This window comes from Paenibacillus sp. DCT19, from assembly GCF_003268635.1.
GTDB lineage: Bacteria > Bacillota > Bacilli > Paenibacillales > Paenibacillaceae > Paenibacillus.
On record NZ_CP029639.1, the window covers coordinates 1,154,917 to 1,175,110 of the forward strand.

Consider the following 20,194-nt stretch of genomic DNA (forward strand, 5'->3'; position numbering starts at 1 on the left):
GCATATGTAACGATGATCGAAAAGGTTATCGGTGTAGCACAATTCTTTTAATGTAAACGCAATCATATTGAGACAGGATGTGAGAGAGCGATGAATTCGAGAAAACTCTTTAATGATGGATGGGCATTTGCCAAAAGTGGGCTGGATGTTACGGAGCCTGGGGGATTAACGTTCGAACCTGTGGAGCTGCCGCATGATTGGTTGATTTATAACACGTTGGATCTGTATGAGGATAGTATTGGCTGGTATCGCAAGTCGTTCCAGGTTACGAAGGAAGATAAGCACAGACTGTTGTGTTTTGACGGGGTGTATATGGATTCATCCGTGTATGTGAATGGGCAGTTGGTCGGGGAATGGAAGTATGGATATTCTGCGTTTGAACACGAGATCACAGCGGCCTTGGTCGAGGGGGATAATGAAATCATCGTCAAGGTGGTGCATCAAAGTCCTAACAGTAGATGGTACTCCGGTGCGGGGATCTATCGTAATGTATGGCTGAAAACGAGGGATCACAATCATATCGTCACCAATGGCATCTATGTATCCATGCAGAAGCAGTCCGATGGCTGGCAGGTTGAGGTGGATACAGATGTTGTTATCGATCGGGACGCACAGCTTGTGCACACACTGCTCTATGATGGCAAAGTTGTAGCAACCACAACGAAGGTTGTTACGCCGGATGCTCAGCAAGCTGAGGTTGGTTATATTGCCAACGCTAGCAACGATAGTCATTCTAGTCATGCCAGTAATATCACGAACAGTCAGCAATTTATAGTCGAGAACCCGAATCTGTGGGGCACCGAAGAACCGCATCTCTATCAATTGGTGACTGATTTACAGGTGGCGTCAGTGGAGCACGACCAGACTCACGCTCGGGCTCAAGCTCAAGCTGAGGCTGAGGCGGAGACTGAGAATCCAGCTGAAAACCAGAATGCTCAGACGCAGGCACAGCATCAGGGTAGCGAAGGTTATGAGACGATAGAGAGTTTCACCCAGAACGTTGGTTTCCGAGAAGTTAGGTTTGATCCGCAGGAAGGCTTCTCCCTGAATGGGGTCAAGATGAAAATGAACGGTGTCTGTGAACACCATGATCTGGGCGCTTTGGGTGCAGCATTCAATCTTGTCGCTCTGCGTAGAAGGTTCGAGTTGTTGCAGGACATGGGCGTTAATGCCATTCGAACCGCTCATAATATGCCTGCCAAAGAATTCATGGAGCTTGCCGATGAGATGGGGATGCTGGTTGTTTCTGAAGCTTTTGACATGTGGGAGCGTTCCAAGACACCTTACGATTATGCGAGATTCTTCCCGGAGTGGGCGCATACGGATGTGAAGAGCTGGGTTATGCGTGACCGCAACCATCCAAGCTTGATGATGTGGAGTATTGGTAATGAGATCTATGATACGCATGCAGATGAGCGGGGACAGGAAGTCACCCGGATGCTGATGGATTATGTGCTGGAATTCGATCCGAAGCACAATGCACGTGTTACGATTGGTTCGAACTACATGCCTTGGGAAAATGCACAGAAATGTGCGGATATCGTGAAGCTTGCGGGATATAATTACGCGGAAAAATATTATGATAAGCACCATGAGGAACACCCGGACTGGATTATCTATGGCAGTGAGACGGCATCTGTGGTGCAGAGTCGGGGAATCTATCATTTCCCATTCGAGCAATCCATTCTGGCTGATGATGATGAGCAGTGCTCCGCGCTGGGAAACAGTACGACAAGCTGGGGAGCGAAGTCGGCAGAGGCGTGTATTTTGGCGGAACGGGATACCCCTTATTCGCTGGGACAGTTCCTGTGGACAGGATTCGATTATATCGGTGAGCCGACACCGTATCATACGAAGAACTCTTATTTTGGACAGATTGATACGGCAACATTCCCGAAAGATTCCTATTATATCTACCAATCCGCTTGGACGGATTACAAGAAGGCTCCAATGGTGCATCTGTTTCCTTACTGGGATTTCAGCCCTGGTCAGGTTATTGATGTACGCGTGTGCAGTAACGCGCCTAAAATTGAACTGCAACTGAATGGTGATACGATCGGCACGTATAACATTGACCATGCCCATGGAAAACAGCTTGTTGGCTGGTGGAAAGTACCTTATGTCGCTGGTGAGCTCAAGGCGATTGCGTACGATGAAGTGGGCAATGTGATTGCAACCGATGTTCAGCGATCATATAAGGATGCACAGGCTGTTCATCTTCATGCAGACCGTGAGCATTTAACTGCGAATGGGAAGGATCTTATTTTTGTCGAGATCAATGTGGAAGATGAGGATGGCAACCTGGTGCAAAATGCCAACAATCGTGTGCAGGTGAGTGTGACGGGGGCAGGACGTCTGTTAGGGCTGGATAACGGGGATAGTACGGATTATGATCCGTACAAGGGAACTAGCCGTAGGTTGTTCAGTGGCAAGTTAATGGCGATTATCGGCGCAACCCATGAATCCGGAACTGTGAAGATCGAGGTGTCGTCGGAAGGGCTAGTAGGGGCATCTGCTGAGTTCCAAGCTGTTCATGTGGCTGAAAGTGTCGCTGCTTCAGAAACCAATGTTTCAGAGACTGCTGTTTCGGAGATCAATGTACAAGAAATAAATGCTCAGGATACGAAAGTACACGCTGTTTTCCAGCGCAATGAGGATCAGGCTATCCATACCGGAATAGCAGACGAGATTCCTTTGCGCAAAATTGAGATGATTAGCCCAGCAGGACAGTTATTAGACCCTTCAACGCCAGCAATGGTGGTGCAAGCGAAGTTGTACCCGGAGAATACATCGTACCGAGATATCGAATGGTCTGTGGTGAATGATGCTGGCATTGAATCGAACATTTCAAAAGTAGAGTTGCTCGATTCGGACTCGGTTGAGAATTCGGATGAAGCAGGTCAAGTGAAGGTCACTGCGCTGGGAGATGGTGCATTCCGCCTTCGGGCTACAAGTAAGAACGGCACGGACAAAATTAAACTGATCTCCCAGCTTGAATTCACCGCCACGGGGCTAGGAACGGCATATCACGATCCATACGCTTTTATCTCCGGTGGGCTCTATAATTATTCGAAGGGCGACGTGGGCAATGGAAACGAACGTGGTGTAGCGACGAGCCGAGATGGGGAAACGCATGTGGGCTTCCGCAATATCGACTTCGGTGCATATGGCTCGGATACCATTACAATTCCGATCTTTGCTCTATCTAACGAGGAATACCCGTTGCAGATCTGGGAAGGTATGCCTGGTGAAGAGGGAAGCACATTGATTGCCGACGTGGTATATCAGAAGGAATCCAGATGGAATGTGTACCAGGAAGATACGTATACGTTATCCAAGCGGCTTCGTGGAATTACATCGATCTGTTTTGTACTGAACCAGAAAATTCACATCAAGGGCTTTACCTTTGAGCGCCAAAGCCGAGCCTTTGAGCAGAATGCCGCTGCATCGTGTGATCATCTATATGGAGATACGTTTACCATTCAGGGTGAATCGGTTGAGGGGATCGGAAACAATGTCTCGCTGGAATTCGATCATATGGACTTTACGGCTGAAGGTACGTCCAAACTTGTAATCTGCGGTCATTCACCTATCGACAAAAACACGATTCATATTCGTTTCTCAGGGCCGGATGGGCAGAGCAATCAGCTTGTCGAGTTCACACAGTCAGAGGGGTATGAGGAACGAGTGTTTGAGCTTGAACAGGTGACAGGTGTGCAAAAGGTGACCTTTATCTTCCTGCCAGGAAGTCAGTTTGACTTTGGCTGGTTCCGTTTTGAGTGATGAAGAAGACTTTATTTTCACTGTTGCTTGTAATATTTATCGCGGGTTGCGGTAAAAACAACGTGGAACGGGCTACCGAGCATCTGCTACGTACACAACAAAGCGAGAATGAAATATCTGTCGTTATGTTTGGAGAACGTGACTGGGAAGAAGATTACGTTAGAGAGTTACAGGCAGGTCTGGATGAACTGAATAACAGCGTTAGACAAGAGAACCCGATAACAAATGTGACTTTGGTTAACGTTAATGATGACCGAAATTACAATTACGAGAAGATTTTCAAGCTTAAGAGTTACCCTCGAATTCTAGTTTTTCAGCACAACAAGGTCATCATGGAATCAAGTGAACCGCAAGACATTATTGATTTCCTAGAAGAAAAGGAGGATTAACGTCCTTCCAAAGTAGAGTACAGAGTTATCCCCTTCAAACGGCTTCCTTTAAGAGGTTGTTCAAAAAGTCCGCTTTTGATTACGAAGGATGCCCTGAGGCATCTCAGCATCGAATATAGGATTCAGCCGAAATGTCCGTTGCTCACGTAGGTTTGCCTACGCTCCGCTACTCCATTTCTAGCTTCATCCTATCTTCTCGGTACTGAAAATCACCCTTTTTGAACATGTATTTTAAGTAAAGGACGCTCGCTTGAAGGGGATTCTTTGTGTTTTTTTGAACTCATGATAAAGTAAGGAAAACGTAGCATATGATGATGAAGAGGGGTAGTCCTGATGACCGACAGCAGACTTAATCCGAAGGTTGATGAGTATTTAAGTAAAGCCAAGACGTGGAAGGAAGAATCGGTGAGACTCCGGGAGATTATTTTGGACTGTGGGTTGACCGAGGATTATAAGTGGATGCATCCATGCTACACGGCCCAGAACAAAAACGTGGTGATCATCCATGGCTTCAAAGAATACTGTGCGCTTTTGTTTCATAAGGGAGCGCTATTGAAGGATACGGATGGGATTCTGATTCAACAGACAAATAATGTACAGGCAGCACGCCAAATTCGATTTACGAATGTTAAGCAAATAGATGAGATGGAACACCTCATAAAAGCATATATCCATGAGGCGGTTGAGATTGAAAAATCCGGACAGAAGGTTGAAATGAAGCAAACGGCAGAGTATGCCATTCCAGAGGAGCTTTCACAGAAGTTCGATGAAATGCCTGAACTGAAAACGGCATTTGAAGCTCTGACACCTGGGAGACAAAGAGCATACCTCTTTTACTTCTCGGACGCTAAACAATCGAAGACGAGAGCCTCCAGGGTTGAAAAGTATGTGAAGCCAATCCTTGAAGGTAAAGGATTAAATGATTAGAGAATATGATCAACAGTTGACCCAGTATCGATCATGATGCTGGGTCGATCTGTTGCTGGGCTGTATCATTGGAGAACTAGTATTAATTTGATGATGTATCGTTTGAAAACTTCACCATATAGATGCTGAATTCTATCGTATTAAATGTACTTTTCGCAGTCGCGGTAGTGTTGTTATCTTTTGTTGTTGATAGATTATTGTTCGTTAGTATTTGTGTTCTCTGTATCTTCAATGGTCATCATGCCTCTAGTTGCTTCCCATGATACCTGCAAGCCTAAAGCCTCAAATGCTTCATAAGGTACCGTCGTTGCACCAGTATAATTATTTATCGGTTCTGGTAGTGAAATTTCTTTTTGTTTCACTGCCGTAACTTCGTCATACGTTAACTTTGCTAGCGTCATATTAGGGTAAAGTGTGATCGTTCGACCTTTATAGTCCAATATATAGGAATCAATCGTTCCTTGTGTTTTGCGTACATCAAACCTCGCTCCAATCACCGTAGTTATTTCTTTGGCGGGAAGCTGTACAGTCTGGGAAGTAACAACAGCACCATAAATGGATTCGAAGCGTTCTCCGTTAAGGTATATATCTGTTCCTAATGGAGCTTGTACAGGTTTGTATACCATTCCACCTGATGAAGTGGCAGGTGCACCGGCCTCCTGATATTTATCGGCACCCCATCCCCATACGCTTCCCTCAGTGGAAAGCGCCAGACTGTGAGAGTATCCTGCTGCAACATCTGTAATATTGGATAGTTGATTCACCTTGCCCTCTTTTCCCGTTACAGTTCGTCCATAGGTGTATACAGCTTCGTCTATGGTCAGTAACAGTATATATCCTGAATTAGCATCAATCTTCTTAACATCCAGTTCATGATGATAACTCGTTTTTTTACCTGTATCATCTAGACGCCAGACCTTGCCGTTCTTATCGAGAGCAAGAAGAGAGGTTTCTGTAGGTGTAACAGAGGTGATCTGGGATAGTTGTTTCACTTTCGTGGGTACAGACGGTGATGTACCTGGTTGGTTGGACTCAGTCCACTTCCACACCGAACCATCTTTTTTCACGGCATATAGATCTTGACCCGAAGCTGCAATTTGAATGATGTTGGTTAAACTGCTGATAACTTGAGGTTTCCGTGTAAGTTCTACATCTGAACTATAAACCGGACTTTTCCAAGACCATACAGTTCCATTACGGAGCAGAGAGGCCGATGAATAAGCATCTGTAATAACTTCCTTCGCGTTGGTGATACCTTTCACTTGAGTAGGCATTCTGCCACGACCCCACTCCCAAACGGTTCCATCCGCTTGCACAGCCGCGTTATTACCACTGCCAGAAGCTGAAATAGCGATTACATTGTCCAGCTTCGGTATGCGAATGGGGCTGTACGTATGGCGATAGCGAATGTTCTCACTAACACCCAACTCTCCAAAAAGATTGCGGCCCCATGTCCATACTGATCCATCACTTCGTAAGGCAACTGTATAATGGTTAGCTCCTTCGATGGCTGTATAGTGAAGTGGGCTGGTGCTCTGATTAAAAGTCGAGCCTGTTTTGGCGTCATATGTAGCTGTTGGTGTTGTATGGGGCAAGTCAGCCGCTAGAACCTGTGATCCATCTGTTAATGCGGCGAGTACAATAGATGTAATTAATGTAGCCGTTGCCAACGTTCTTAGGCTAAGGTTTGCGCGCATGATAACGCCTCAATTCTTTTAAATTTTTTCAGTAATAAAGTTATAACGTTAGTTAGAGGTATTAAGTTATACGTGCAGCTCTGAAAAGATAATATGTTAAACTAATAGGAATATATTGGTGTTACATGTTTGAAAGGAGATAAACTAAGGTGAAAATAATATATTGCAGTTCTCCGCTGGATGAGCGGAAAGTGGATGAGAGTTATGAGGAAGAGTATACATATGCGAAGCAGCTAGGTCTGGATGTGGGTCTAATTCACTTGGAGTCACTGCTCGTGGATGGCAAGCCGAAGCGGGCAATTAAGAATCTAGCTGCCGCGATAGAGCCAACCCTGACGATATACCGTGGATGGATGATGAAGCCAAGTGAATATGAGACGCTGTACAATGCGCTTATTTCAATCAATCTCTATCTCATTAATACACCTGAGCAATATCAGCATGGTCATTATCTGCCTGATTCCTATGATCTGATTAAGCAATACACCCCACGTTCCGTGTGGATTCATCAGTCTGAGATGCACAAGTCGGCAGATTGGCTTAGGGACACAGTCCAGACGTTTGGCACAGCACCTATTATGGTCAAGGATTATGTGAAATCGAGAAAGCATGAATGGCATGAAGCGTGTTATATCCCAGATGCATCCGATCAGGCACACGTGCAAAAAGTGGTTCAGACCTTCCTTGAACGACAAGGCTCTGACTTAAATGAAGGGCTGGTATTCAGAGAATACGCCCAGCTGGCATTCCTATCGAATCATCCGCAGAGTGGCATGCCTTTGTCCCAAGAGATGCGAGTCTTTGTCCTAGATGGCAAGTCGCTGTACGTGTCGAACTATTGGGATGAAGGAGAGGATCAGGACTTTGTCGCTCAATTAGATTCGTTCATGGGCATAGCGAGCACGATTCAAAGTCGTTTCTTTACGATGGATTTCGCCAAACTTACGGATGGTTCATGGATCATTCTTGAGCTTGGGGATGGGCAAGTGGCTGGGTTACCAGATTATGCAGATGCCCAGCAATTTTATAAGAATTTGAAGTCAGCAATGATTGAGCTTTAGAGAGTCGCATTCACCAGAGTATTCATTGGTATGGAGGCTAGGAGGAGGGATATGCGGTGGAAAGAATATTTGAAGAAGGTTGGATTCAACGTATTGGAACTCAGCTCGTATGGGTGATTCTAGCGGTGTTGGTATTGCAAATACTGCTCTCCATTCGAAATCGAATGTCCAAGGGCAGTTATACCGATGAAGAGATTGAACAGGCTGAGCCACTTTTTCTTGTTTATGTGTTCAACAAAGGTAAAATGCGCCTACGAGACACCCTTGCTTCATTATTTGCTCTTACCCGTTCAGGGATATTATCTCTCCGCGTTATACCAACCAAAGGACGATATCAAGATGATCAATATGCGCCTAATGTGACGTTGGAATTTCAGAAGACGAAGCAGATCGGTCAGATTATGCCAGACGAAGGTGAATTAATCCAATGGTTTATTGGAGAACATGGTTTTGGAGCACAGAAGTTCCGTCTAGATACGTTAGCTGGTCCCAGCTCAGAGGAAAGTAAAAGTGCCGAGAACTTGTATTATTACCGTGAAAGAGAGAAGCTGGACAACAAAAGGCTAGGGCGATGGGTGGCACAGATTCGTGAATCAAGAGGATGGGAAGGCATCGTTCGAACGCCAGTATTACTCCGATTATTGGTAGGAATTCTTTACCCGGTTCTCTTTATACTCGTTGTAGCTTTAGGTCAGATAGATGGATTAGGTATAGCTGATATTATTGGATTAAGCCTAGCATTGCTGTTATGGCTGTTGAGTTGGAGGCGTGTGTATGTACGTTGGGTGTTCCAGCTTGCGGTATTTAGTTTATTCATGACGACTGTATTGATGGAGGGCGTTGAATTTGCATTTCGATCCGATGTGCTGACCGCAATCATAATCATGTTATTCGTTCGCTTGTTTCTCCCAGGACGAGAGATTGCACCTATGGCTCGTGAATGGTCAAGATCACTGCATCGCTGGCGTAGGAAGTATAAAAAAGGAATACCTACGGAACGGCTCGGAGAAGCAGCGGAGTCGCTAGAACGAGTGTTGCAGACCGCTCTTGTACTACGAATTGGCTCACGTTGTAGCCGAAAAACGGATTGGACTCACCTCCAGAATCAATTCGAACCGGAGATTAGACAGATGCTGCAGAAGGAGCAGAAGAAATCATCCAGGGCGGCGGTATCTAAGAACATATCGGCAACGCCTTTGCTCCTGCTGGTTCTATCTCTCCGGGGAGAATATCGTCCATTGTTGGCTGCCGAATATCCATACGAACGTCTGAACTATAAGGTTGGTTTATTCGAACATGGTACCCAAAAAAGAAATAGAAAAGCTAACTATCACAAAACGAGTGGTGCAAGCAGCAGTGGTACCTATACATCTTCATATGATAACGATAGCTCGTATAGCTCAGGGAGCGACAGCGGAGGTAGTGATTCGGGTGGAGGCGGCGATTAGTCTCTGCGCTTCGCGCATTTATGAATTCGATGAAGTGAAGAAAATGTACAGAACAACAGGTAAGATCAGGATGACCAGACCTAAGATTAAGGCGATCAAAATACTTTTTTTGTTTAGCATAATGGATTCTCCTGTAAAGTGATTTATTCCATAATAGTATAATTGTAACATATATTATAATGTGGAAATGGATATTTCATCTGTTGAAGGGGAAGATGGGGGATGAGCTTCTGAATCACTTCCATGAACCAAAGGAAATTCTTCAATATGTTGAGAATGGACAAGACAAAGAGGAAGAGAAAGAATCGATGTACCCCCAGTTAATAAGTTGATAATTCGGGAGTTTCATTGCTTTCCAAGAGAGGATATGTAATATGAAAAAATGGTTCGTACTCGTTGTAGCGCTAATGCTTCTAATTTCCGGTTGTGGTCAGAATGATAAAGAGAAGGCCATCGATTATTTGGTGAACGGTCAAACGAATGATGTCTCGGTGATCGTGTTCTCTAACCAAGATTCTGATCGTGAATTCGTCGAAGATTTGCTGAAGAAAATACAAGATGTTAATACAAGCGTAAGGGCAGACAAACCGATTCAGCATATTAACTTCTATGATGTTAGTGTGGAGCAGAAGTTTGATTATGCCAAAATATTTGATCTCAGCACCTATCCGGTCATACTTGTATTTGAGAAAAATGAAATCGTGTTGAAGGCAACGACCCCTGATGAAATTGTTCAGTACTTTGAGGGGAAATAAGAAGTTACACGAGTCACTAATCGTTCAGTAAGTATTCGTTCTGTTAGAGACAGTAAAACTAATAAGCCGTATAACCACTTGCTATGATCCATAGCTGGTGCGTTAACGGCTCTTTTTTTGCTACTATGCTTTACCTTCCTCGTGTAACTGGCGCAAAAATTTCTTGATGTTCTCGGGAGCGCGGATAATCCCGTAGATTTTCACTTTACCAAATGCAGCTTGGGCTAATTCTAGCGATACATCCTTCGAAACAATCAATCCACCAATGACTTTGATACTAAGCTTGGCACCGTTCCGCAAAACGTCTTCCAATCGTTCGCGATCAAAATCCATAATTCCCATCACGTAATAATACTCTTCTCTGAACTGCTTCAGATCAGCTGCGTGACTATCCAATTGGTTACGAATTGCTATACGAATCAGATCGGTACGATTCGTATAATACCCTTGATCTACCAGAAGGTCGATCTGCCCCAAATCAACAGGCCCGAGGTTAATGCTGACTTTCTCTAAGTCTGCCATTCTATCATCTCCATTAAGAGAACGTTCGATTCTCCAATATTTAGCGGCGCTCTTCGTTATGTGTGCATGTACATCTTATGTGTATTAATTAAGTCATCGTCCTCTTCATATTCATTGAATTTAGCTGTGTTGTCAAGGAAAGGTGAAATAATGCATATTGAAATATTTGGAATTGTATAATAATATATACTCCAATGAGAATCCCAATGGATTCCAAATGGATTCTATGCGGATTCTCGACTAGTTATAATCCAAAATGAGAAAGGTGGATCATATGAAACCAAAACACACGATTTGGCGTTTAATGCGTTATTCTCTACAGTACAAGAGTAGCTACGTTATCCTATTTTTCACGATGATTCTGGGTATAGGGCTGGATCTGGGGATGGCTTGGTATCTGAACCAAGTAACGAATGCAGCCATTGCGGAAGGTCAGGTTTTATGGAAGTCCCTTGCCTTAACTGGTGTCATTATTCTTCTGCTTAATGTGATTAACAGCTATGTCGATACATACTTCAAGACCAGAGTATCCTCCAAGATCCGTAACCGCATTCGTCTGGATACATTGAAAAAACTACTTCGTTTGCCTGAGTCACACTATAACGAGAATCATTCAGGTGAGCTGCTGAGCCGTATGACCAGTGATAACCAAGCCATTGGCCGTGCATGCACAGATACGATTATTGATCTCGTTCGCAGTCCGTTACTTGCCATCTTAGCCTTTGTCTATCTGTTAACGATCCAGTGGCAACTAGCCTTAATCTGTGTAATCATCGGTCCCATGACCGTACTAATCGGTGCATTATATGGGAAATCCCTCAGGAGAAATTCACAGGAACTCCAGACCGGTGTCGGGAAAATGACATCTCTTCTGCAGGAGATCTTCGGCTCAAGTATTGTATTCAAAACCTTCGGTTTAGAGAAAAAATTGTTCGGCAGATTCCATAAGAGCAGTGAGGACATCAGTCGCTTGGAGGTTGAAGGCGGGCGTATTCATGCTTCGCTGTCCGCTACAGCCATCGCGGTAGGACATTTTTCTTTTATCATTACATTCGTTATGGGCGCTCTCTTTGTGTCGAATGGTTCAATGACGATTGGTGGATTAATCGCATTTATCCAGCTCCTGAATCACCTGACTTGGCCGTTCACAGGCATGGCATCACTCTGGGAGATTTACAACAAGCCCTTGGGGCGGCGGATCGTATTTTCAAATTAATGGATCAGAAGCATGAGTATACAGAGTTGCCTGAGCAGACGATTAATCAGCAACCTGCGTATTTGGAGGTAGATCATCTCACATTTGCCTATAACCCGAGTCATCCCGTATTACATCAGATTTCATTTGCTGTGCAGCCAGGGCAAGTAACTGCAATTGTAGGCTCTAGTGGCGGAGGAAAGTCGACGATCTTTAAGTTGTTGTTAGGGCTATTCCAGCAAAATGAAGGTCAGATTCGAATCAATCATACGGATACGCAGTCAATGAAACTGGAGGAATTGCGAAGTTACTTTGCTCTTGTTCCTCAGGATAACATCCTATACAGTGGCACGGTTCGCGAGAATATCGCAAATGGCAATCTGAATGCCACGGAGGACGAGATCAGGTCTTCGGCACAGGATGCCAATGCGCTTGATTTTATTTTGGAACTGCCAGATGGATTCGAGACAGATATCGGTGAGGGGGGAACCTTTTTATCAGGGGGACAGAAGCAGAGGATCGCCATTGCTAGGGCACTTCTCCGGAATGCTCCAATCCTTCTATTAGATGAAGCAACGGCTGCTCTGGATCGGAAGTCGGAAAGCTTAGTGCAGGGAGCGTTGGAGAGATTAATGGTCGGGCGAACGACAATCATCATTGCTCACCGGTTATCGACAATCCAGAATGCAGACGAAATCATCGTATTAGATCAGGGAAGAATTGTGGATCGTGGCAGTCATGAGCAGCTTCTGGCGGCTGGAGGACTGTACCAGGAGTTAGTTCACAAAGGCAATCAGACAGATATCATCGTAGATCTTAATGTGGGTGGAGTGAGTAACGCATAAGATGCATAGTGACCGATACGGAAGGAAATGGTAGGATGATGCTATATGAACTTCGGATATCAGGGAGGCAATTTAGCAGATGAGTGAACTGAAACTACACGATGACACGTTGAGGGAGATAATAACGAAGGCGAAGGACTTTTTCAAAGCAGAGATTGTACCTAGTCATCAAAAGAATACGGAGAAACTTCGGAGATTAAAAGAATTCAATCTGAATCCTTTTCTGGATAAGTATAAAGCAAGCTTTCTAACAGGGAAGGATGATCCGGAGAGTATCGCCAGAGCCTTAGTATATCCTCGTGTGTTGGGGACATCCATTAATACTATTTTTGGAGATCGGCTTCAGAAGTTCTGTAGTGAAGTGTTGGAAGGGTTCGCCTCGACTACATCGGGTATTGATATTGAATTCATAGATAAAGTGGATGGACGGAAGAAATACTGCCAGATCAAAGCCGGACCCAATACGATCAATAAAGATGATATTGAGACGATCAAAGGTCATTTCAAAGCCGTAAAGAACCTTGCTCGAACCAATAAATTGAATGTAGGTACGGAGGATTTGATCGTAGGTGTATTCTACGGTACTCGGGAGGATCTAAGTAATCATTACAAAGTTATCGATGCTGAGTATCCGGTCATTATTGGGGAGGAATTCTGGTATCGGCTAACGGGTGAAGCGGATTTCTATCAGAGAATTACCGATGCTATCGGGGATGTCGCTTCTGAAGTCGATAGCTCTGAATTAATAGAAGATGTGATTCGCTCCTTGGCGAAGGAGATTGAAGAGACATTGAAACCGAAGAAAATATTGACTGAGATTTAAGAAGAGATTTAAGGTGAGTATCAACTCTAGTATAATCCTAGTAGAAGATGAAAATGCTGATTGTTACCTATACCATGTGTTAAACGAAATATGGAGTGGAACGAGTTTTCTTGCAGTAGCTAGTCGTGTTTGGATAAAAGATCGAAGTGAGGAGTCCAGTACCACCTTCGCGCATACCAAAAGGGGATGTCCCATAAGTCATGAACATGACGAGAGACATCCCCTTTATTATCTTGATGTAATGAACCTGACGCACGGCTATTTGCCCCTATTTTCCGGGATCTGAGATCTAACGAATCACAGAGGCGTTATTGCGCCGATTCAGCTGGTTTTTTAGGTTTCGGCACCGTTGTGTGACGGAATAGCGTTACTGAGGTTCGTAACATTTTGCTAAACGTAGCTAATCCGCTGTTTAAGGTGTGTTAGGTTCGTTAGCGCTAGGAGCGAAGCGGAGTTCCTTTTGAGAGGGCTCCTCATCTATTGTACTATTTTATTTATTGCATCTGATTCAATACATTAACGATGGACAAGCCTACTGCCTTCGCCATGTTCACTGGAACGGCATTACCGATCTGTTTATAGGCATTGTTCATGGAGCAATCGAACACCCAGTCATCAGGGAAGCTTTGAATTCTAGCATATTCTCTAACGTTGAATGGTCTAGTTTCGTCAGGATGACAGCGCTCCGTCTGTTTCTGAGCTGGGGAACACGTTAGTGTGAGTGAAGGCTCATCCCAGGATAATCTGCGAGCCATGCCTGTTCTGCCTCCACCAGAGTAATAACTTTTGCCCATATACTGCATCGCAATGTTGTCAGGTAAATCTCTCCAGTATCCACCAGGAGGTACGAGATCAAGGACTGTGCGTTTAGATTCAGGGTACTTTGCACCTTCGGATTCAGGAACGTTCTGCAGCACATCTTTCAAGGTCAACTGGTAACCGTAGGGTTGAGGAAGTTCATATTTCAGATCATATTGATCAACGAGATCATTCCGAATACCGATCATGACAATGCGTTCTCTTTTCTGAGCGACATCATAATCCAGCGCACGTAAGACTTTCCATGTTACGGTGTAGCCGATCTCAGAGAATACTTTGAGCATAAGTGCGAACGTTCTGCCTTCATCGTGACTAATGAGTCCACGTACATTTTCCGCTAAGAAGGTCTTCGGTAGAAGCTGCTTGAGGAGCTGCGCATAATAATAGAACATCGTGCCGCGTGCATCGGATAAGCCCATTTTCTTACCTGCATAACTGAACGCCTGACAAGGGTATCCTCCAGACAACAGATCGAGTTCTCCAATCCCAATGTCTTTTACAAAGTTCTTAATACCTTGCTCTGTAACCTCGATAATATCCTTCTCGATGACGTTCCAATCTGGTCGATTCTTTCTCAGCGTCTTACAAGCATATTTATCAAACTCCACCAGACCTTTGGATTCAAAACCCGCCTGTTCCAGCCCCAGCGCCAGCCCGCCGGCACCTGCGAACAATTCGATGGCGGAGTATTTCCTATTAGCGGTGATATTGTGAATATCAATGAAGTCTTGACCCTCAAAGTCATCCACATTCACTTCTAAATCCTCATCGTGGGATTGTTCCACTAGCGTATCCGCTTCAAAGGGGAATTCAATCTGCTCGGACATTAGAATCTCTTCGAGTTCCACATCCAAAACTTCACACAAACGCATCGCGTTCGTTTTAATCGGGTTAAAGTTCGGCGAAAGCAACATCGAAAGCTGGTTCTTACTGATGCCTAACTGATCGGCTAATTCCTTCTGCGTGCTAATGCCGTGTTTATTCATATGTTGTCTTACTTTTTCTTTACTGAGTGTATACAATCGATAACCCTCCAATAGAGTTAAAAAAATATTTAACTTTAATAGGGTTATTATATTGGAGCGAACCGGGATAGTCAATGAAATGATAGAACATTCGTTTGGTTGTTCAACTTAGAAACTAAGGTCAACAGGGAGGTTTACACGGGTCACTCCGATGACAGAATAACCTTCAGATCGCTGTTACCCCAGATTTCTTTGATTCCCTTTTACAAAGGGTGAAATCCGGGGATAAGCTTAAGCTTCCGATGTAGCTTTATTTCAGAAAGCTTTCAGGCGACCGCTCCGCTTCTTCTGGTTATTTTTGACCCCAACGTTGATGTGTAAATGTTACATGTTGAACAGATTCATAATTTGAACTGGGAGGTGGGGAGTAGATGAGGGGCATGTAAGGGAGCAACAGGGCAGTGTATCTATCAGTGTACTCTCTTACTAATCGTTGTCCGATTTTCGGATATGATTTTCTTACCTGTGGCGAACTCGAGCAGACCAATCAGCAAGAACACAATTAAGAAGTACCATGATTTAGAGAAATCTGGGATGAAAGCGAGTAAGGATTGAATCACAACAAAGAGACTATCTGCCATGAGACAGATGCCAAAAGCTACGCCTGCTTGAGCACGTTTCCTCAAAAAGGATAGAAACCCGGTTAACACTGCTGCTACTGCAAGAATGACTGAGGGAAGGTACCACAATGTGCTTAATTGCTGATTGTAGAAGGCAAAATAATCGTCCTTAATGAAGTGCATCAGGTCATTATATCCTCTACTAACCACCAAGATCATGACAATAATTTTTGCGAAGAGCCAATCATTCTTCATAGGTATGTACCTCTGCATTAGTTATAATGTTGAGCTGTCTATATTATGCAATGGACTTTAATTAGCGTAACATATGGTGTACAGAGAAACTACCGTTATCCATACATTTTGTTAAAATAATACAAATGGACTAGGGGTTTATAATTCTACTTTGTCAGTGATAAGCATTAGGATGAGTATCTGATGGAGATGCATGGATCAACCCTCAGGAACAGATTGACAACGTATACGCACCTCCGTCATCGGAATAGACATACTCAGGTTGTTCGATAGAGCGATATATTTGGGTGCCTTTGGGTAATATAGATGCCATGCCAGACTGGAAGGTTTTGTTCTGTTCATAACTGGAAGTAATACTTCCATAGGGTGCAGTTCGCACAGAGCTGAATTGTTCTTCATTAATTGTCTCGATTTTCTTATACAGGATCGACTCCATTATAAATATGTCATTGCTCTGATCCTCTTTCATAATAGTGCGAGCCATTTCTTTAGTAGCGCTAGTCTCTGTTGTGCAGCCGATCATAACTAATAGGGTAGAGGATATTATGAGAGAATAAAATACTCTGATTAGCATCTGGAGCCCTCCTTTTTAAAATTAAGTAACACATCTGTTTCGGATCTTCCGGCATAGATCGAGAGATAGACAGGATTTTTCAGTAATTTAAAGTGGAAATAAGTGGATTTATGTTAGATAATGATTTTAGGCACATTAATCTTTCTACAGTCCTCTATTTGTTTACTAGAAACACGAGTAATACTGTACATATTAATTGAATGGAGTCAAAGAAGAAATCTTTATCATTATGAGTTGTTAATTGAAATTATAGGTTGTGATGCGAATACGAAGAATGAGAGCAGAATTGAAACGAGAAGATTACTACTCACAATAGCAAAAAGACTTAGATTATTTCTAGTTAGTAGATTAGATTTACCTACAATATTTGAGAAACAGGGAGATTATTAATGAATGAAATTATTTGGTTTGTAATTGGCATTTTAGCTCTATCAGTTATTGCTGGACTACTGCAACCTTCTAAGAAGAAAAAAGGAAGAAGGTCTGGTACCCGAAAGAAACAAGTTCCAAAAAAAGCAGTGAATAGTGGGTTTAATCGAGCCTCTCCTACATGCAGAGCTGACGAAGTAATTCTAACATTGCCATTAGATAAAATGACCGGGGCAGAATTTGAGCGGTTACTTACACTCTATTTTAGGGACAATGGCTATACAGTAAAAGAAGTTGGCGTTGGTGGTAGAGACGGTGGGGTTGATCTAGTTATTACAGATAAGCGTGGTGAAAAAACAGCGGTTCAAGCAAAATGTTATGCAGATCATAACAAGGTTCAAGTGATGACTGTTCGTGAATTGGTAGGTGCTAAGAGAAATCATGACTGTATTTTGTCACTACTTATAACCACCTCAGATCTTACGGGTCCAGCTAGAAAAGAAGCAGATCAATTCAAAGTGGATTATTGGCACGGTGGTTTAGTAGACAGCAAGCTGCGAAGCTGGGGGAAATGGAATCCTTCCAATAAAAAAGCGAAGGCTGTTTCGGTGAGAAAAGAACAACCTTCATCTAAAACAGTATCTTCTATACAGTGTAGCTGTGGTGCTCCAATGATCAAACGTAAAAATAAGGCAGGAGCTGCATTTTGGGGCTGTAGTAATTTTCCGAATTGTCGTAAAACGAAAGCTATCTGAGTATGTCAAATTGACGGAAAAACAAAGGCAAAGCAACCAGTTAAACAGTTGCTTTGCCTTATTTATGATTTGTTCTGTCACTCTTTAATATCTCTTTTAGAATGTTTCTAGATAATTGAATATTATCTAAAGATGCATCTCTCAACATGTCCACTACTTCTTGAATCATAATATCCGTCTCAGTTAAATCAATTTCATCATTCACATAAGCAAAAAGTTGAGAAACATTAACGTCCAAAGCTTCTGCAATTTTGCCAAGATTAATTAAAGAAACATTTTTCTCTCCACGTTCAACTTGTCCAATGTATGTAAAATGGAATCCGCCTCTTTCTCCCAGTGCCTCCTGCGATAGTCCCTTATCTTTCCTTAAAACCTTAATTCGTGCACCGACTAATTTTAGAATTTTTCTATCTTCCACACTATGCACCCCCTATATGTAAAAGTGTAGACAAGATTTTAGGGGGTAAACACAACCATTTAAATCGTATAATTTGTAAAAATTATATCTTTGAGTATTCAATTCAATGTATAATATTGGTATTAACTCTTTGGAGGGATGACAATGGCAAGAAATTGGTTCACCACCGAAGCACATTGTAATCACCAAGTAGATTTTACTCCACGTTCTCAAGACAGTGATAGCTTCATCCTGTCGAAATCACAAGGTATCCCGGAGTATCATACAATACTTACTACCACTGTGGATTATCACCAACTTGCTCAGCATCACCTGAAGCTTGCTGTTATCATGCGTAATCACAATCAGTTCACGACCTGTCTAATCCTCTGTGATTGGGCGCTTATTTCAATGGTTAAGGCATTATATATCCATAGGTATCAAACCGTGCATCCACTTAAGGAACTTACGATGAATGAAATTTTACCTTTAGTGCATACGGACACAGAATCAGGACTAGATATCGCACTATTTATCGGTACGATGCAACATATGTCCTCATTAGAGGAGTGCCCGCAGAATCAGTCATTAAAGCCAAACAACATTGAGAAGCTTCTACAACGAACGGAAGAAATAATAGAGGAGTTAAACAACCGATTGAAGCATGTTCCACCCGATTTGCGATAAAATTGTTTTTTAAAATTTGTTTTTCTGATGTTTGGTTCATTTAATAGGGATGGGACCAGAGAATTATATGTGATGTAATAAAGTTTTTTGAAAGAACAAAAATTCAGGAACATGGGCGGATGTATACAATGTAAACTTCTGCTAACATAGTGAAATCCTATTTTTTGATGGCGGAGAATGATATGAGTACAATTAAAGTAACACCAGAACAACTACTGCATGTATCTAAACAGATTGAGCAGGGTAGGCAGCAGTTGGAAAGTATCCGCAATGACCTAACTGCACGAATTGGGTTTATTGAATCTCAATGGTCGGGAGCAACACAGGAACGATTTTTCTATGATTTTCAGCAGTCCCGTCCTGTATTGGATCGAGCACTGGAAAGTATGGTAAAGTCCTCTCAGAACCTCGGCACCATTGCCGAGAGGTTTCAACAGGCAGACCAGGAACAAGTGAGCTTGGGAGCAATTGCTGGACAGATTGCTACAAATCTAAATATGAACCAGGGTACAGGGAATCCAGAAGAGCGACGAAGGATGGTTTGGAATTCTTTGTTTGGAGCTTACATGCCTGCCAGTGAAGCGGAAGATGGAATGCCAGGACAAAAGGAATTTATTGAGTACTGGGAGAATGGTGGCTCCTATGAGGAAATGAAGGGTGGCCCGAAACAACCAGAGTCTAGTGGTGGGGATTATCTTGATGAACAGTCAAATGCATTTAAGGCAGGTTATCATCCCACAACTGGAGAGCCCATACCTGCATGGCAGGCAACGATTTCTATCGCAGGTCTGCAATTCAGCAAAATCGCGCTAGCTTTTACAGGGTTGTATAATAGAGGGTATAAGGTTCCAAAAGAGGGTTTAGGATTTCCGAAAGGTATGATCGGTGCGAGATTCACAGTGAGTAATGAAAGAATTCACCACGCTTCAGTTGGAGATTTTAATTCAAATAACAGATTGATTAACGGTGGTCATGGTCAAGATAATATTAATTACTTAATTAAAAATAAGGTTCCGTTTAACATCACTAAAGAATATCCAAATGGTGTGCGAGTTGGTAACATTCCAAACCACAAAAACAAAGCAAAGCGAAGCGGAGAGAACCAAGCTTGGTTTCCCAAGGATTGGACAGTAGAAGATATTAAAAAGTCAGGTGAGTATGTAGCAAATCTTCCAAACAACAGAGTTAAAGGTGATGGAGAATGGATGTTTGGAAATTATAAAAATGTCAGAGTAGGAGTCATAAAGAACGATGGTCAGATCGGGACGATTACTCCAGATAACTCAAGGCAACCATGAGGAGATTAAG

At 43.1% G+C, this 20,194-nt stretch carries 18 protein-coding genes; 12 read left to right on the forward strand and 6 right to left on the reverse strand.

All coding sequences use genetic code 11. From position 1 onward, the window contains the following. Window positions 1–90 precede the first annotated feature (90 nt). The 3 genes from DMB88_RS05050 to DMB88_RS05060 all read left to right on the forward strand — a co-directional run bounded on the left by DMB88_RS05050 (window position 91) and on the right by DMB88_RS05060 (window position 5,099). Window positions 91–3,783, forward strand: a complete 3,693-nt coding sequence (locus DMB88_RS05050; protein WP_128100458.1) for a glycoside hydrolase family 2 TIM barrel-domain containing protein — start codon at window positions 91–93, stop codon at window positions 3,781–3,783. After that, complete coding sequence (locus DMB88_RS05055; RefSeq protein WP_128100459.1) at window positions 3,780–4,172, forward strand: hypothetical protein; 393 nt, start codon at window positions 3,780–3,782, stop codon at window positions 4,170–4,172. Before DMB88_RS05050 ends, DMB88_RS05055 begins: the two co-directional genes overlap by 4 nt. A gap of 333 nt (window positions 4,173–4,505) precedes the next feature. Next, the gene (locus DMB88_RS05060) at window positions 4,506–5,099 is read left to right on the forward strand and encodes a YdeI/OmpD-associated family protein (protein ID WP_128100460.1); all 594 of its coding nucleotides are present in this window, start codon (window positions 4,506–4,508) and stop codon (window positions 5,097–5,099) included. Between the two features lie 194 nt (window positions 5,100–5,293). Here the strand turns inward: DMB88_RS05060 and DMB88_RS05065 are convergent, their stop codons facing one another. Further along, a complete protein-coding gene (locus DMB88_RS05065; RefSeq protein WP_128100461.1) occupies window positions 5,294–6,796 on the reverse strand; it encodes a stalk domain-containing protein in 1,503 nt (500 codons plus the stop codon). A 149-nt stretch (window positions 6,797–6,945) separates the two neighbouring features. On the opposite strand from DMB88_RS05065, the gene DMB88_RS05070 reads away from it, so the two are divergent. The 3 genes from DMB88_RS05070 (at window position 6,946) to DMB88_RS05080 (ending at window position 10,060) form a co-directional block, all read left to right on the forward strand. Then, window positions 6,946–7,857 carry an ATP-grasp domain-containing protein gene (locus tag DMB88_RS05070; RefSeq protein ID WP_128100462.1) on the forward strand — a complete coding sequence of 304 codons (912 nt, stop codon included), beginning with the start codon at window positions 6,946–6,948 and terminating at the stop codon, window positions 7,855–7,857. Window positions 7,858–7,913: 56 nt separating this feature from the next. Next, a complete protein-coding gene (locus tag DMB88_RS05075; protein ID WP_128100463.1) occupies window positions 7,914–9,305 on the forward strand; it encodes a hypothetical protein in 1,392 nt (463 codons plus the stop codon). A gap of 374 nt (window positions 9,306–9,679) precedes the next feature. After that, entirely contained in the window at window positions 9,680–10,060 is a 381-nt protein-coding gene (locus DMB88_RS05080) for a hypothetical protein (RefSeq protein ID WP_128100464.1), read from the forward strand. 123 nt (window positions 10,061–10,183) lie between these two features. Here the strand turns inward: DMB88_RS05080 and DMB88_RS05085 are convergent, their stop codons facing one another. After that, window positions 10,184–10,582 (reverse strand): CopG family transcriptional regulator, encoded by a 399-nt coding sequence (locus DMB88_RS05085; RefSeq protein ID WP_128100465.1) that lies wholly within the window; start codon window positions 10,580–10,582, stop codon window positions 10,184–10,186. A gap of 274 nt (window positions 10,583–10,856) precedes the next feature. Between DMB88_RS05085 and DMB88_RS05090 the strand changes: the two genes are divergently transcribed. The 3 genes from DMB88_RS05090 (at window position 10,857) to DMB88_RS05100 (ending at window position 13,445) form a co-directional block, all read left to right on the forward strand. Beyond that, window positions 10,857–11,798 carry an ABC transporter transmembrane domain-containing protein gene (locus DMB88_RS05090; RefSeq protein ID WP_164848612.1) on the forward strand — a complete coding sequence of 314 codons (942 nt, stop codon included), beginning with the start codon at window positions 10,857–10,859 and terminating at the stop codon, window positions 11,796–11,798. After that, entirely contained in the window at window positions 11,798–12,622 is an 825-nt protein-coding gene (locus DMB88_RS05095; protein WP_128100467.1) for an ABC transporter ATP-binding protein, read from the forward strand. Before DMB88_RS05090 ends, DMB88_RS05095 begins: the two co-directional genes overlap by 1 nt. A 79-nt stretch (window positions 12,623–12,701) precedes the next feature. Next, entirely contained in the window at window positions 12,702–13,445 is a 744-nt protein-coding gene (locus DMB88_RS05100) for a PmeII family type II restriction endonuclease (protein WP_128100468.1), read from the forward strand. A 494-nt stretch (window positions 13,446–13,939) separates the two neighbouring features. Here the strand turns inward: DMB88_RS05100 and dcm are convergent, their stop codons facing one another. From dcm to DMB88_RS05115, 3 genes are all read right to left on the reverse strand, one after another. Further along, window positions 13,940–15,286, reverse strand: coding sequence for a DNA cytosine methyltransferase (dcm, locus tag DMB88_RS05105; RefSeq protein ID WP_254438464.1), 1,347 nt, complete (start codon window positions 15,284–15,286; stop codon window positions 13,940–13,942). A 413-nt stretch (window positions 15,287–15,699) separates the two neighbouring features. Continuing rightward, entirely contained in the window at window positions 15,700–16,104 is a 405-nt protein-coding gene (locus DMB88_RS05110) for a hypothetical protein (RefSeq protein ID WP_128100469.1), read from the reverse strand. Window positions 16,105–16,309: 205 nt separating this feature from the next. Further along, window positions 16,310–16,678 (reverse strand): hypothetical protein, encoded by a 369-nt coding sequence (locus DMB88_RS05115; protein WP_128100470.1) that lies wholly within the window; start codon window positions 16,676–16,678, stop codon window positions 16,310–16,312. 389 nt (window positions 16,679–17,067) lie between these two features. Here DMB88_RS05115 and DMB88_RS05120 point away from each other — a divergent pair, with 389 nt between their 5' ends. Continuing rightward, window positions 17,068–17,802, forward strand: coding sequence for a restriction endonuclease (locus DMB88_RS05120; protein WP_128100471.1), 735 nt, complete (start codon window positions 17,068–17,070; stop codon window positions 17,800–17,802). 58 nt (window positions 17,803–17,860) lie between these two features. On the opposite strand, the gene DMB88_RS05125 is transcribed toward DMB88_RS05120, so the two are convergent. Beyond that, window positions 17,861–18,220, reverse strand: coding sequence for a helix-turn-helix domain-containing protein (locus DMB88_RS05125; RefSeq protein ID WP_128100472.1), 360 nt, complete (start codon window positions 18,218–18,220; stop codon window positions 17,861–17,863). Between the two features lie 144 nt (window positions 18,221–18,364). Here DMB88_RS05125 and DMB88_RS05130 point away from each other — a divergent pair, with 144 nt between their 5' ends. Further along, window positions 18,365–18,886, forward strand: coding sequence for a hypothetical protein (locus DMB88_RS05130; RefSeq protein WP_128100473.1), 522 nt, complete (start codon window positions 18,365–18,367; stop codon window positions 18,884–18,886). Window positions 18,887–19,068: 182 nt separating this feature from the next. Then, window positions 19,069–20,184, forward strand: coding sequence for a WXG100 family type VII secretion target (locus tag DMB88_RS05135; protein ID WP_164848613.1), 1,116 nt, complete (start codon window positions 19,069–19,071; stop codon window positions 20,182–20,184). Window positions 20,185–20,194 lie beyond the last annotated feature (10 nt).

Excerpts from the sequence above, each read along its gene's own strand:
- DMB88_RS05100 (WP_128100468.1), top strand. The coding sequence starts at position 12,702 with ATGAGTGAACTGAAACTACACGATGACACGTTGAGGGAGATAATAACG.
- DMB88_RS05095 (WP_128100467.1), top strand. The coding sequence starts at position 11,798 with ATGGATCAGAAGCATGAGTATACAGAGTTGCCTGAGCAGACGATTAAT.
- DMB88_RS05135 (WP_164848613.1), top strand. The coding sequence starts at position 19,069 with ATGAGTACAATTAAAGTAACACCAGAACAACTACTGCATGTATCTAAA.
- DMB88_RS05110 (WP_128100469.1), bottom strand. The coding sequence starts at position 16,104 with ATGAAGAATGATTGGCTCTTCGCAAAAATTATTGTCATGATCTTGGTG.
- DMB88_RS05090 (WP_164848612.1), top strand. The coding sequence starts at position 10,857 with ATGAAACCAAAACACACGATTTGGCGTTTAATGCGTTATTCTCTACAG.
- DMB88_RS05130 (WP_128100473.1), top strand. The coding sequence starts at position 18,365 with ATGGCAAGAAATTGGTTCACCACCGAAGCACATTGTAATCACCAAGTA.
- DMB88_RS05065 (WP_128100461.1), bottom strand. The coding sequence starts at position 6,796 with ATGCGCGCAAACCTTAGCCTAAGAACGTTGGCAACGGCTACATTAATT.
- DMB88_RS05115 (WP_128100470.1), bottom strand. The coding sequence starts at position 16,678 with ATGCTAATCAGAGTATTTTATTCTCTCATAATATCCTCTACCCTATTA.
- DMB88_RS05080 (WP_128100464.1), top strand. The coding sequence starts at position 9,680 with ATGAAAAAATGGTTCGTACTCGTTGTAGCGCTAATGCTTCTAATTTCC.
- DMB88_RS05085 (WP_128100465.1), bottom strand. The coding sequence starts at position 10,582 with ATGGCAGACTTAGAGAAAGTCAGCATTAACCTCGGGCCTGTTGATTTG.
- DMB88_RS05120 (WP_128100471.1), top strand. The coding sequence starts at position 17,068 with ATGAATGAAATTATTTGGTTTGTAATTGGCATTTTAGCTCTATCAGTT.
- DMB88_RS05050 (WP_128100458.1), top strand. The coding sequence starts at position 91 with ATGAATTCGAGAAAACTCTTTAATGATGGATGGGCATTTGCCAAAAGT.
- DMB88_RS05060 (WP_128100460.1), top strand. The coding sequence starts at position 4,506 with ATGACCGACAGCAGACTTAATCCGAAGGTTGATGAGTATTTAAGTAAA.